The following is a 13684-nucleotide window of genomic DNA, read 5'->3' as shown; positions in this document are numbered from 1 at the left end:
CGAATGGCCAATCTTAGCGCGGTTATTACCCGTTATTTTAATCATCCAGAGCGTTGCATTCGCTTGCCTGCGGGCTCCATTTTGCTGGCTCAGAATGGCTATAACGATCGACTGTACTATTTACGCAGCGGTCATGTGGCAGGCTACTTTGCGGAAAAAGGTGAACGGCGCACCAAGGTATTTTCTGCCACTAGCGGTGCATTTATTGGGGTGCATAGTTTCTTCTCTGGTTCATGGACGGCCTCTTCGACGGTGATTGCCGATAGTGAAGTTGAGCTGGCATGGATTGATCGCGATACCCCAGTGCAAGAAATCGACAAATACGGTTCGCTGAGCAGTCAGTTTATGCCAGTGATTGTGGCTGAATTATCTCAGCGTCAGCGGCGAGCCACTCAAGAGGCGTTAGCCAAAGAGCGGGCGCTAGAACGATTGCATTCCGCAGAGCAGATGACCACATTAGGACAACTTGCCGCGGGTATTGCCCATGAGCTAAATAACGCGATCGGCGTGGTCAGCAGTAAAACCGAACGTTTAGAAACGTTATTTATGGAGCTGTTGCAACAAGTGCACCCAGAAGCCAGCCAATTTTTTGATTTTGGCTTGTTGTATGGGCAAAAAGTCTCATCGAGCGAAGCGCGCGAACGTGGTGCACAGTTAGAGCAGCAATATCAATTACCTAAAACGACTGCACGTGAATTAGCTAGGGCGGTTCCCGCCAATCAACTCTCTGCACATTGGCTGAAAAATCCGCATTTGGCGATTCGTTATTGGCAGATGGGGCGAGATTTGCATGATTTAAGATTGGCAGCTAAACATTCAGTAGGGATTGTCCAATCGATTAAGCAGCTCGGACGTACCGATATTCGTTTAGATGAAGACGTAGATTTAAACAGCACAATTAATCGTGCCTTGGCTTTGCTGCAAAGTGATTTACGGCGCGTTTCAGTACGTATACGGCCGGGAAGATTACCGCTCATCAAAGGTTCGCCGACGGAATGGGTGCAAGTGTGGATCAATTTAATCAAAAATGCGTGTGATGCGATGGCCCAAACGTGTGATCCCAACATTGATATTCAAACTCATTGTAGTCGCCATAAGTTGTACATCACCGTGACCAACAATGGTCCGGAAATTGATGAGGCGACCCGCCGAAAAATATTTGAGCCGAGTTTTACCACCAAGAAAGAGGGCTTATCTTTTGGATTAGGGCTTGGGTTGGCGATTGTGAAACGCATCGTCTCCAGCTATGGCGGTACGGTGGCGGTGAAAAGCGATCATGAGCAAACCATTTTTAGGATCAAATTACCAATTGAGGGATACCATGGATAAGCTGAATATTATTTGCGTCGATGATCAACGCGAAGTACTGAGTGCGGTGTTACAAGATTTAGAGCCGTTGAGCCGTTGGTTGAATATTGAAGATTGTGAATCGGCCGCAGAAGCTTTGGCGTTAATCGATGATCTTGATGCGCAAGGTGAAAAAATTGCTGTGGTGATTTCCGATCACGTTATGCCGGGCAAAAGTGGGGTAGAACTATTGAGTGAAATTAGCGCCGATCCGCGCTTTGCACACACGAAAAAAGTGCTACTGACTGGGCAAGCGACACACAGTGATACGATTAATGCGATTAATACGGCGGGTATCCACCACTATTTTGAAAAGCCGTGGCATGCACAAACGTTAGCGGCGAGTGTACGTAGTTTAGTGACTCATTATGTGTTTGATCAGCGATTAGATTATACCGAGTGGCAACCTGAGCTTGATTCAGCCGTGGTACTGTCGCGATTGCATGGCTAAGTTTAATGCTCAACGAAAGGGATAGCGTTGGGCATTTTACGATGTAAAACACAATAACTACATGGTTGTTATCTAAAATGTGACAAAATCGTACTGGAAAAGATATTTTCCTTGTTAAAATCTGTTAACATCATGATCGTCATGTAATGATAGTTAAGTTATATACAGGGTAGCGAGTCTTGAAAATACCGATGATTGTTAACGGTATTGTTTTCAGCAAATGGTAGGGACAATTTTGATTCGGTAAGCCAATAGGCTGTTAGTCAAATTCAGTCACCTTCCTACACCTTGACGTGATTCACTATCAATGACTTTTCTTTGTAGTGGCATTCTCAGTGATTAAATGGATTTAATTTAAGTGGCATCTGACTCGATTCCTCGGCGCATATTAAATAAGCGTCGACGCGCAAAACCCAAATCACGATTCTGGCTATTTACGCTGCTGATCCTCAGTACTGCCGGTGGCGCAGCGTTATACCATGAAATGGAAACCTCAAGCATACAGTCCCGTGAAATCAGTCGCTACGCGGCTAGTATGACTTATCAATTGGAACCAGGCGTAAGCGATAAAATTACTTTTCCCAGCTATGGACCATTTGATCAACGCTTAGGCTATGTGGCGTTACCCACCATTCAACAGCGCTTACTCGCCCGTGGGTTTGAGGTTAAGCAGCAAGTTCGTTTTTCTGATGAATTGGTACGTTATGCTCAATATGGCTTATTTGTGCCTTATACCGAAAAAGTGCAGGCAGGTTTAACCCTGAGCGATTGTCGATCAGAAACGGTTTATCAATTTCGTTATCCAGGTCATCACTATGCCGAGTTTAGTGCGATCCCTGATTTAGTCGTGCAGTCCTTGCTGTTTATTGAAAACCGCGATTTGCTGAGTGAGAAAAATCCATTGGTTAACCCCGCGGTTGATTGGCCACGCTTTTTTAAAGCGGCCTTGACCCAAGTTGGTAAAGTCTTGGATTTAGATGCACAAGCGGCAGGGGGTAGTACACTTGCGACCCAAGTTGAGAAATATCGTCACTCACAAGACGGTTTGACCTACAGCCCACAAGAAAAAATTCGTCAGATGGTATCGGCGAGTGTCCGCGCTTATCGGTTAGGCCCCGATACCCTAGAAGCGCGTCAATTAGTGGTTTGGGCTTATTTGAACTCGGTTCCCTTATCGGCAGCCCCAGGCTATGGAGAGGTGCATGGTTTAGGGGATGGTTTATGGGTTTGGTTTGCTGCCGATCCGCAACGTGTCAACCAATTACTCGATCCACAAATTAACCACTCAAATGAACTGGCTGAGCAAGGCTTGGCACTACGTCAAGTAGTGGCACTGATGATTGCTCACCGTCGACCCTCTTACTACCTTGCCATGCAGGGGCGTGACGATTTGCAAGAGTTAACTAACCGTCACTTACGACTGTTTTATCGTGAACAGATGATTTCCCAGCCATTACTGGATGCTGCCTTAGCCGCTAAGCTAGAATTTCGCGATTTTGCACGTCAGCCAGTGGTGACTCGAGTCAATACCAACAAGGGGTTGTTAGCGGCACGAACTCATCTAAGCCGTCAGTTTGGTGTCAGTCTGTATGATCTAGACCGCATGGATCTGCGTGCTTCGACCACACTCAATTTTGAATTACAAAATTCAGTCACCCACTACTTGCAACAATTGGCCAATCCTGGGTTTGCCAATGAAGTGGGCATCATTGGTTATCGGCTCCTAGCGGCAGAAAAAACCGCCGATGTACGTTACAGTTTTACCCTGTTTGAGCGTACCGATGACGGGTTTAAAGTTCGTGTGCAAACCGACAATACCAATCAACCGTTTGATCTGAACGAAGGCAGTAAGTTAGAGCTTGGCTCTACCGCTAAACTGCGTGTCTTGACCACTTATCTGGAGATAATGGCCAAATTACACAGCAAATATCGTGATTTATCGGTCAGTGAGCTACGCCGTCAGTTAGTCGATGCTCAGGACACATTAAGTGTATGGTCTTTACAGTGGTTATTAACCAGCCAAAAACGAGATCTTTCGACTATGCTGGAAGCGGCGCTGGATCGAAAATATTCCGCCAGTCCTCATGAACGATTTTTTACCGGTGGCGGTACTCACACCTTCAATAATTTTCGTAAAGAAGATAATGATCGAATTCCAACCTTGCGTGATGCCTTGCGCGAGTCGATCAACTTACCTTTTGTACGTCTGATGAAAGATATCGAGCGTTATACGCTCTACAGTGAAGGCTATCGTGCTCAGTTATTGAAGGATGATAGTGATCCACGACGTAAAGAGTATCTGCGTCAATTTGCCGATAAAGAGGGGCGGATCTATTTACAGCGCTTCTGGCGTAAATATAAAGATAAGACCGTCGATGAGCGAATGGTGACCCTGTTGGAGGGGCTAAAACCCAGTGCAGATCGCTTAGCTGCGGTACACCGTTACTTGCTGATGGAAGCTTCACTCAGTGAATTTATCCTGTTTATGGATAAGACATTACCGACCGCAGCACGTAGTAAACTGACCGATAAACAGTTGGAAAAACTGTATAACAAATATGGGCGAGATAAATATTCACTGCCAGATCAAGGCTATATTGCCCGGGTACACCCGTTAGAGCTTTGGTTGCTTGGCTATTTGAATGAAAATTCGCAAGCAACGTTTAATGATGTAGTGGCGGCAAGCAGCGATAAACGGCAAGAAGTGTATAGCTGGTTATTTAAAACTCGCCATCGTAATGCACGCGATAGTCGAGTGCGTACTATGCTCGAAGTTGAAGCCTTCTTAGATATTCACCAAAGTTGGCAACGTTTAGGTTATCCGTTTGATCACTTGGTGCCGTCGCTTGCGACCGCGCTTGGCAGCTCAGGCGATAGGCCTGCAGCGTTATCAGAGCTGATGGGGATTATTTTAAACGATGGTGTACGAGTGCCTACTCAGCGGATTAACCATCTACATTTTGCGCAGGATACTCCGTTTGAAACCGAATTTTCACCAGTGGAAACTCAAGGGGTGCGTGTGTTGCCGGTCGAAGTCGCCAGAACGTTACGTGGCGCACTGTCACAAGTGGTGGATACCGGAACGGCTCGGCGTATTTCAGGGGTGTTTAAATTGCCCGATGGAACCCCGGTAGTGATGGGTGGCAAAACCGGCACTGGCGATAACCGAATTCAAACTGTGGATCGGGCTGGCAATGTGGTGCAGTCACAAGCACGCAACCGTACCGCAACCTTTGTGTTTTATCTTGGCGATCGCCATTTTGGTACTTTAACCGCTTATGTTGCTGGCAGTAACTCAGAGAAATTTACTTTTACTTCAGCCCTGCCAGTTCAAGTATTGAAAGGAATGGCACCGATTTTATCGCCTTATCTAGCTCCCAGTGAGCAAGCTTGTCGACCTTTAACACTCTGATCTTATTACTCGAGTACAAATTAAGGCAGGAGTGATCCTGCCTTAATTTTTTCTGCTGTCCGCTCAACTTCTACTTTCAATTAGACTCAATATACCCTTCCTACTGGAAGCTGCAGTGGTGTTGGCTAGGTTCATTCACCCCAATCACATAGTTTGTCTATGCTCATGGGGACTCACTTACTTGCCACCTACCTGCAACTCCAAGTTGTTTGAGTATAAATGATCAATTGAAGTGACTTAGTGACAACATTGAAATTGATCCAAGAGTGAATGAGCTAGGATGATCGTTAGTAAAGCTTACGCGTAGCGCAAGAAATCGTTGCTGTGTGATAAGCGGTTAGCGCGTTACATTTTCTTTAGCGATTATTGAAAGGAAATGCCGATGTCACCTCATCTCTCTTACTGGTTTAAACAAGCCCTTGAAATCGAACAGCCGCTCGATACTCAATCACTTACGCAAGATATCAGCGCAGATGTTGCTATTGTCGGCGGTGGCTATACCGGGCTATGGACGGCGATTATGCTGAAGCAACAGCAGCCGAATTTACAGATTGTTTTAATTGATAAAGGGTTGTGTGGAAGTGGGGCTTCGGGATCCAATGGCGGCTGTTTGCTGACGTGGTCAACCAAGTATCCCACTCTCAAGCGCTTGTTTGGTGAGCAACAAGCCAAATGGTTGGTGGCTGAGTCAGAAAATGCGGTCTATGAAATAGAACAATTTTGCCTCGACCATCAACTTAAAGCGCAATTAAAGCGTCATGGCACTTATTACACGGCGACCAATTCAGCACAACAAGGGCAAATGGCGCCAATTGTTGAGCAACTAACCCAGCTCGGTTGTAACAGTTGGCAACCTTGTACTAAGTCGGAATTATCGGCAGTCTCTGGCTCTCAGCAACATCTGGAAGGGTATTATTCACCGGCTGCTGGCAGTGTACAGCCTGCATTACTGGTTAGAGAACTACGCAAAGTGGCGCTGCAGTTGGGGGTGCACATTTATGAAAACACGCCAATGCAGCAGTTAGATTTTGGCACGCCTGCGGTTATTCACACTCCCAACGGCAAAATCTCAGCGCAGAAAGTGGTACTGGGGCTCAATGCTTGGATGGTGGAACATTTTACGCAATTTAAACGCAGTGTGGTGGTGGTTTCTTCCGATATGTTGATAACGGATCCTATCCCGCAACAGTTAGCCAGCAATGGGCTAAGATCGGGAGCCACGGTGATTGATTCACGTATCTTTGTGCATTATTACCGCGATACCGTGGATGGACGTTTGATGCTCGGCAAAGGGGGCAACCATTTTTCGTACGCGAATCGCGTCGATCCTATGTTTAATAAACCGAGTAATTATGTTGAATTGCTGTCGGCTTCATTCCAAAAGCTATTTCCAGATCTTAATCAGAGTCAGTTTGCTTACCATTGGACTGGGGCATCGGATCGCTCAGTGACCGGTTTGCCATTTTTTGGCCATTTGGATCAGCAGAAAAACATTGTGTACGGTTTTGGTTACTCAGGTAATGGTGTGGCACAAACTCGGATTGGCGCAAAAATTCTGACCTCACTGGTGCTTGAACGGCAAGATATTTGGTCGCAATGCGGTTTAGCACAAGGCCCGCTAGGACACTTTCCACCAGAGCCCATCCGTTGGTTAGGGGCGATGTTGGTCAGAAATGCGGTGCGCCGCAAAGAAGAGGCTGAAGATCAAGAACGCAAGCCGATGATTTGGGATAAATGGCTAGCCAAATTGGCAGGAGCAGCCGGTAAGGCAGATAAAGTAGTGTAATCGGATTGTCATATTTGCTTGGCACTATCAGCGTTGGTTTTATTACATCGTTTATTTATGTCGCCTCGCGCTTTTGACCAACACTGGCAACGTTTTTTGCCGCCACTTAATGCGCTTAAGGCTTTTGAATCTGCCGCTCGACTCAAAAGCCTGACCAATGCGGCGGCTGAGCTCAACGTGACGCGCGCCGCAGTCAGTCAGCAGGTTAAACAGTTAGAACTTTATCTTAATGCCACCTTGTTTGAACGCAGTGGCTCTAAATTAGTGCTGACGGAGGAAGCTGAATATTACTTACCGTTACTGACTCAGGTATTTGATTCCCTTTCGGTTGGAACCGAGCAGCTATTTGAACGCAAGCGCCGCCGTTTATTGACCCTGCACATTGCCCAGAGTTTTTGTCATCAGTGGTTGATCCCTCGTTTAGCCGAGTTTCGACAACAAAATCCACAAATTGAACTGAAGATTTCCACTACCTCTAACCCTTACCCCAATTCTAATCAGCGTGCCGATATTGAGATCATTAATGGTACGTTACCGATTGAGCAAACGGAGGCCATATGCTTAATTGATGAGCATTGGATTGTGGTTGCCGCCCCGGATTATTTACAGCAGCACCCGATTGATGATTTGGCCGATTTGGCACAAGCGGCGAAATTGGCAACCTCTGGCTATCGAGAAAATTGGAAATATTGGTTGGCCAGTTTGGGCTATGATCAGTCCGTGAGTAAGCCAATCATGCAGTTTGATCACTCATTACTCGCCATCGAAGCGGCCACATTTGGATTAGGTATCTTATTAGTCAAAGACATTTTAGTGCAACAGCTTCTAGATCGAGGTGAATTAGTGTTGGTGGGAGAGTGGCGCATCGCTTGTGAAACTCGCCATTATTTGTTACGCCATCACGTCAACCATCACGATGGTAATCTATTTATCGAGTGGTTAAATTTCAATCTCAATCAATAAGCTATGCGCCGATCGAGCTTAAACCTGGCTTGTGTATTTCGCGGAGATCAATATTTTTTGATGTCTGTCTCATTTATGCAACGCGGATAACAGGCGGATAGCAGTAAATCATTATTCACTGAGCTGATTTTTATTAGGTCTTCCTATACAATTTCGTTCCACAATAAATTGATGAAAATCACACCATGACCCAGCTATCACTCTCGGCGGCGAGCAGTGCCGATTTAGAGCAACTCAATCAATTCATGTTTGAATTGCATGATGAGCACCATCAGCAGAGTCCTGAACATTTCAAAACCGCCCACGAGATTGAACAAGAAAAGAGTATTGCTCGGTATTTGGATGATCCTCAGTGTTTGGTATATGTGGCTAAGCATGCAGGGCAATTGGTTGGTTTTATTTCGGGACACTTTTGTGAACTAATTTCAACCGTCAGCCAGCCAGTGTCGATGGGCAGTGTTGATGAACTTTATGTGGTTCCAGCATTTCGTGGCCAAGGGATTGCCAGTCAGTTATGCCATAAATTAGAGCATGTTTTCAAAGATTACGGCGTCAAACAGATGTTTGTTGAAGTGTGGGATTTTAACCGTGGCGCACAAGATTTTTATCAGGGCGCTGGATTTGTTCAGCATATTCATTGGTTGCGTAAGCCGCTGGTTTAAGTCAGTTCATTTTTTAAAAGGAAATCGTACCTTGTTGGCACATGTTCGCGTACTTTTGCTGGTGTTAATGGTTTTTTTGAGTATTGGATCACCTGATTTTGTACAAGCGAATCAAGGGGATAGTGCCGCTTATCGTGGCGCACTGTGTCTGATCCGAGCGGATAATAAATTGGTGTTAACCAAAGAAGTTTTGACCGGAAAACTGTCATTGCCTGGTGGCACAATTGAAGCCGGAGAAACACCTCCGATGGCGGCGCAACGGGAAACTTGGCAAGAAACAGGCATGGTTGTTTCTGTTGAACGTTTATTGGGGCAGACTGCTACGGCATTAGTGTATGAGTGTGTCAGTGAATCGCAGATCATTGCTTATTCTTATCAAAATGCTTTAGGTGGTAATGAGCTGCCAATCTGGTTTGCCCCGGATTATGGTGTAGAAACCGTATCGGCGATGTTGATCAATCCTCGTCATATCAAACCCGAGCAGTATCGCTATACCCAACAATGGGCAGCGATTGTCGATTTAGCTAAACAAGCCGAAGATCAAGCGGTCGATTATGTGGTTGAACTGAGTCGGGCTGCACCACGCTTTCAGCAAGTGGAACTGGAGTGGCTCAACCATCTACAACATGCGCTGTCTTGGCTGCAAAATTCTATGCCGTGGTTATCCAATCTAATCTTAACCGGTATGCTTTTTAGCCTGCCAGTGATTAGCCTAGTACTATTGCCATTAGTGTATTGGCAACTAGGTAAAGCATATTGCTACAAAATCTTATTTGCGATGAGCGTGACCTCGCTACTTTGCTTAGTCGCTCAGCAAGGCTTTGCCTTAGTAAAACCGCACGTTTATCAGCCGGGATTGGCATTATTTCCTAGTCACGGTTTTTCTTTCCCAAACTTACCGATTGCACTATGGAGTTGTTTTGGTGTGCTGCTGTGGCATGCACGAGAAGAGTTGACTTTACGTTGGGTGATGCGCCTATGGGGCGTTATTTTTGCTTGGCTAGCATTGGCCTCTTTTTATTCGGCTAGCGCTTTTGTCAGTGATATCGCCATCGGTGCGCTGTTTGGTGGTTTAGTTGCTTGGCATATTATCCGGCTTGATCTCAAACCTGAGGTGAATGTTCGGGCGTTATTAAGCACCCAGCCGATTTGGTGGGGGTTGGCGCTCGGTTGTGCAATATTACTGGTTATTTGGCCACAGCCGATTTTTACTCAGTGGCTGGCGGTATTAGTCACGATTTCAGGTGTGGTCACTTGGCTTAAACCGGCGCCAAGCATGCTTTCACTGCGCGATGCTCTGCTGATGATAGTGAGCTTACTGGTGGTCAATCAGGGAATTTCATCGGCGATTGAGCCATTTAGCTATAGTGGATTGTATACTTTGATTGGTGCGACTTTACGCTATCCACTGTTGATCTTGCTGTTTGTGGGTTTACTACGTTTACGCAGCAAGTCCGACTTAGTAACGGATACATCGAATTAATCCACATCAGCAAATACAAAAAACCGGAACCGTTGATGTTCCGGTTTTTTGTGGGCCGAAATGGATTTAAGCTGTGGTGTAAGCACAAACAAATTCGGCAATTTTGACCATATCGGTAATTGCGATATATTCCTCGGTGGTATGCACTTTCGCCATGCCAGTTGAGAGGTTAACCGTGGTTAAGCCTTTGGCATTAAAGTTATTGGCATCGCTACCGCCACCACTGAGCTTGGTTTGTGGCTCAATACCAATCGCGTTAAAACTGGCTTTGATCGCTTGAATATGCGGATGATCGTCTGCCAACTTAAACGCGTTATAAGCACGGGTTGAGGTGATCTCGACTTGAGCGCCATGTTTTTGTGCCGTGCGCTCGAAAGTTTCAATCATGTGCTGCACTTGCGCTTCCAATTTCTCGTCATTCAATGAACGAGCTTCTGCAACAATTTTCAACTCAGGCATCACAATATTGGTCGCTTGACCACCCTGCACAATACCAATATTGGCGGTGGTTTCTTGATCAATGCGTAGCAGTTTCATCTGTGTGATCGCATCGGCGGCCACAGCTATCGCGCTGATCCCATCTTCCGGAACTAGGCCTGCATGAGCCGGTTTACCTTTGATCACGGTGGTAATCGTTTGTTGACCTGGTGCGGCACGTACGATAGTACCAATTGGGCCACCGGTATCTAATACGATAGCGGTTTGGGCTTGAACTTGGCTCATATCAAAATGTTCAGAACCTTTTAAACCGCCTTCTTCATGCACAGTAAACGCGATTTCAATCGTTTTATGCGCTTGTTGACGTTCTTTTAATCCGCGTACCGCTTCTAAGATAGCGGCAATTCCTGATTTGTCATCGCCACCTAAAATTGTATTGCCTTTAGAGCGAATAATGCCATCTTCGATGATGGGTTCAATACCATTGCCCGGTGCGACGGTATCCATATGGCAGCTAAACAGAATGCTATCATTAAGAGTGCCATCGAGGCGTGCATACAGGTTAAAACCATTGGAGACGTCCGCAGGAACCGGCAGTTTGTGCACCGTAAAACCAAGCTCACCTAATTGCTCTGCCAGTGTTTCAGCAATTTGCTTTTCATTGCCAGTTTCACTGTCAATTTGAATGAGTTGTAGAAAGTGGTCAACCAAACGTTGGGTATTAATCAGGCTCATAGGAATACCTCTAAAAAAATAGAAGCCGTCACCATGCCTGTAATTACAGCATTAGGCGATGCGTTAAATCAATAAAGGGTGAAAAAGACGTGCTTGAAGAGTGTTGAGGCCAGGTGGGTGATAGGGGTACTTCGATTTTTATGTAACTAAGGTCGAAAATAATTGGCTGAGTAAAAACGATCTCAATTGAGATCGTTTTTTGATGGCCGCTCTGGATTCTGCAACCAAACAGCGGCTTATTCGCCAGTTATAACACTTTGCAAGCAAAGCCTTTGAGATAAAAACCTTCCGGATAAGCGGTATCGGTTGGGTGATCGGCGGCTTGCTCAAAGCGCTCCACAAATTTGACATCACGCCCAGCATCGAGAGCGGCATCAGCAATGATTTTTTGAAACAGCACTTGATCCATAAGGCCAGAGCAAGAGTAGGTGAGTAAAGTGCCACCCGGATTTAAAATCTGCATCGCGAGCATATTGATGTCTTTGTAGCCACGGCAGGCACCATCAAGCTGCGCTTTTGACTCAGCAAATTTAGGCGGGTCCATGATCACTACATCAAAACGAGTGCCTTGATCGCGGTATTCGCGTAGCAATTTAAACACATCGGCATTTAAGAATACCGCGCGCTTTTTACTGATATCAAAACCGTTTAATTCGGCATTGAACTTGGCCGTATCCAATGCCGGTTGCGATACATCGGCATTGATCACGCGTTTGGCTCCACCTTTGAGCGCATACAAGCCAAAACCACCGGTGTACGAGAAGCAGTTGAGCACACTTTTATCTTGTACATATTTCATCGATTGCAAACGGCTATCACGCTGATCCAGATAAAAACCGGTTTTATGTCCACCAACGATATCAACGCTGATTTTGACACCATTTTCTTCAATCACGACTGATTTTGGTGGTAACTCACCATGCAATACGCCAACCCGCTCTGGCAAGCCTTCTTTCTTGCGCACTGCTACATCGGAACGTTCATAAATATGACATTCAGGGAAGCAGTGGCGCAGGGCCTCGATTAAGGTTTGCTGATGATATTCCGCACCCGCGCTCAGCAGTTGGCAGACCAGAAAATCTTGATATTTATCGATGGTGATGCCGGGTAAGCCGTCAGATTCGGCGGCAATTAAACGATAACCGGTTAATCCATCACGTTGGATTATATCGCTACGCAGCAGTTGAGCCTGTTGGATGCGTTGAATAAAAAAGGCGCAATCGATCGGTTGTGGTTCAAAGCTCCATACCCGAGCCGAGATTTGCGAATGCGGTGAGTAGGCCGCTTTAGCTAACCACTTACCTTCAAAGGAGTAAACATCGACGGTTTCACCCAAGGTTGGGTTTCCTTCGACTTTGCTGATCCCACGAGAAAAAATCCATGGATGTTTACGGCGCAAAGATTTGTCACGGCCTTTGACCAAATAAATTGCTGAAGTCATTACGCTACTCAGATCGAAATAAACAGGGCGGCTATTGTCGTGGAACTGGGCCAGAAAAGCAAAGGAAAGCCGTATGCTTGCTCACTCGGTGGTCGGTGCGATTTATTTTAGCAACAGTCATCATATTGAGCCGGTTTAATGGGGGAGAAGCGCTATCTTGACTATGCTTTACAGGCAGCCGCGGATGATCGGCTGCTAAAGGTTCAGTACCGGCCTGAGCTACTGAGTTGGCGAGGAGTGAAGCAATGGATAAACAGTGTCACCAATTTATGGTTGCAGGACATGTGCAAGGTGTCGGTTTTCGTTACCACACCGCTCATCAGGGCTTGAAGTTAGGGCTCACTGGTTATGCTAAAAATCTGCCTTCGGGTGAAGTGGAGGTGGTTGCGTGCGGCGGATTAGCCGAGTTGGACCAATTGCATGCCTGGTTACAAATTGGCCCCAAAACGGCCAGAATCACTAAGGTGACACGCTCGGTCTCTTTGCCGCGACAACGCTATGTTGGCTTTGCTATTTTGTAGTGGTAATCAAGCTATAAACACTTAGCCGGTTTAGGTAAGCCCGCGAGCTTAGTGGCTTGTTTGGCTGGGCCTTTAGGAAACAGTTTAAACAGATATTTACTGTTGCCTTTTTCTGGGCCGTGCTGCTTTTCCAGTGCTTTGACCAACATACGAATCGCCGGAGAGGTTTTAAACTCAGCGTAGAAATTACGGACAAAAAGCACGACTTCTACATGCGCGTCAGTCAGCTCAATGCCTTCTTGCTCTGCAAGTAGGGCAATCATCCCTTGTTGCCATTGGGTCGAATCAAGTAAGTAACCTTGTGCATCGGTTTCAATTGTGTGACCGTGATATTCAAACATATTCACTATTCTAAGATGGGGAGAGTTGGGGCTAGGGTAGCGAAGCTCAGGCTAAGGCTCAAGTACAAAAAAGCCCGATGGTTTTCCATCGGGCCTAGAGCGAG

The 13684-nt window shown here is 46.2% G+C and carries 11 protein-coding genes; 8 read left to right on the top strand and 3 right to left on the bottom strand.

Annotated elements, in window-relative coordinates; genetic code table 11:
- Window positions 1-3 precede the first annotated feature (3 nt).
- The 7 genes from G7083_RS00520 to G7083_RS00490 all read left to right on the top strand — a co-directional run bounded on the left by G7083_RS00520 (window position 4) and on the right by G7083_RS00490 (window position 10104).
- Window positions 4-1329 carry an ATP-binding protein gene (locus G7083_RS00520; protein WP_166013076.1) on the top strand — a complete coding sequence of 442 codons (1326 nt, stop codon included), beginning with the start codon at window positions 4-6 and terminating at the stop codon, window positions 1327-1329.
- Complete coding sequence (locus G7083_RS00515) at window positions 1322-1798, top strand: response regulator (RefSeq protein ID WP_166013075.1); 477 nt, start codon at window positions 1322-1324, stop codon at window positions 1796-1798. The genes G7083_RS00520 and G7083_RS00515 overlap by 8 nt, the downstream gene beginning before the upstream one ends.
- Window positions 1799-2156: 358 nt before the next feature.
- Window positions 2157-5210: a transglycosylase domain-containing protein gene (locus tag G7083_RS00510; protein ID WP_166013074.1), complete on the top strand. Its 3054-nt coding sequence runs from the start codon at window positions 2157-2159 to the stop codon at window positions 5208-5210.
- A gap of 382 nt (window positions 5211-5592) precedes the next feature.
- Window positions 5593-6996, top strand: a complete 1404-nt coding sequence (locus G7083_RS00505; RefSeq protein ID WP_166013073.1) for an FAD-dependent oxidoreductase — start codon at window positions 5593-5595, stop codon at window positions 6994-6996.
- Window positions 6997-7053: 57 nt separating this feature from the next.
- Entirely contained in the window at window positions 7054-7959 is a 906-nt protein-coding gene (locus tag G7083_RS00500) for a LysR substrate-binding domain-containing protein (RefSeq protein WP_166013072.1), read from the top strand.
- A 185-nt stretch (window positions 7960-8144) separates the two neighbouring features.
- Window positions 8145-8621: a GNAT family N-acetyltransferase gene (locus G7083_RS00495; RefSeq protein ID WP_166013071.1), complete on the top strand. Its 477-nt coding sequence runs from the start codon at window positions 8145-8147 to the stop codon at window positions 8619-8621.
- A gap of 67 nt (window positions 8622-8688) precedes the next feature.
- Window positions 8689-10104, top strand: coding sequence for a bifunctional NUDIX hydrolase/phosphatase PAP2 family protein (locus tag G7083_RS00490; RefSeq protein WP_166014959.1), 1416 nt, complete (start codon window positions 8689-8691; stop codon window positions 10102-10104).
- Window positions 10105-10170: 66 nt separating this feature from the next.
- Here G7083_RS00490 and G7083_RS00485 read toward each other — a convergent pair whose 3' ends face one another.
- A complete protein-coding gene (locus G7083_RS00485) occupies window positions 10171-11277 on the bottom strand; it encodes a M20/M25/M40 family metallo-hydrolase (RefSeq protein ID WP_166013070.1) in 1107 nt (368 codons plus the stop codon).
- Window positions 11278-11524: 247 nt separating this feature from the next.
- Window positions 11525-12718, bottom strand: coding sequence for a class I SAM-dependent methyltransferase (locus G7083_RS00480; RefSeq protein ID WP_166013069.1), 1194 nt, complete (start codon window positions 12716-12718; stop codon window positions 11525-11527).
- 245 nt (window positions 12719-12963) lie between these two features.
- Here G7083_RS00480 and yccX point away from each other — a divergent pair, with 245 nt between their 5' ends.
- Window positions 12964-13239: an acylphosphatase gene (gene yccX, locus G7083_RS00475; protein ID WP_166013068.1), complete on the top strand. Its 276-nt coding sequence runs from the start codon at window positions 12964-12966 to the stop codon at window positions 13237-13239.
- A gap of 11 nt (window positions 13240-13250) precedes the next feature.
- On the opposite strand, the gene G7083_RS00470 is transcribed toward yccX, so the two are convergent.
- Window positions 13251-13580 carry a TusE/DsrC/DsvC family sulfur relay protein gene (locus G7083_RS00470; RefSeq protein WP_166013067.1) on the bottom strand — a complete coding sequence of 110 codons (330 nt, stop codon included), beginning with the start codon at window positions 13578-13580 and terminating at the stop codon, window positions 13251-13253.
- Between the last annotated feature and the right edge of the window lie 104 nt (window positions 13581-13684).

This window comes from Vibrio sp. HDW18, assembly GCF_011306175.1.
GTDB classification, from domain to species: Bacteria; Pseudomonadota; Gammaproteobacteria; order Enterobacterales; family Vibrionaceae; genus Vibrio; species Vibrio chanodichtyis.
This window is presented reverse-complemented; position numbering and strand designations above follow the sequence as displayed.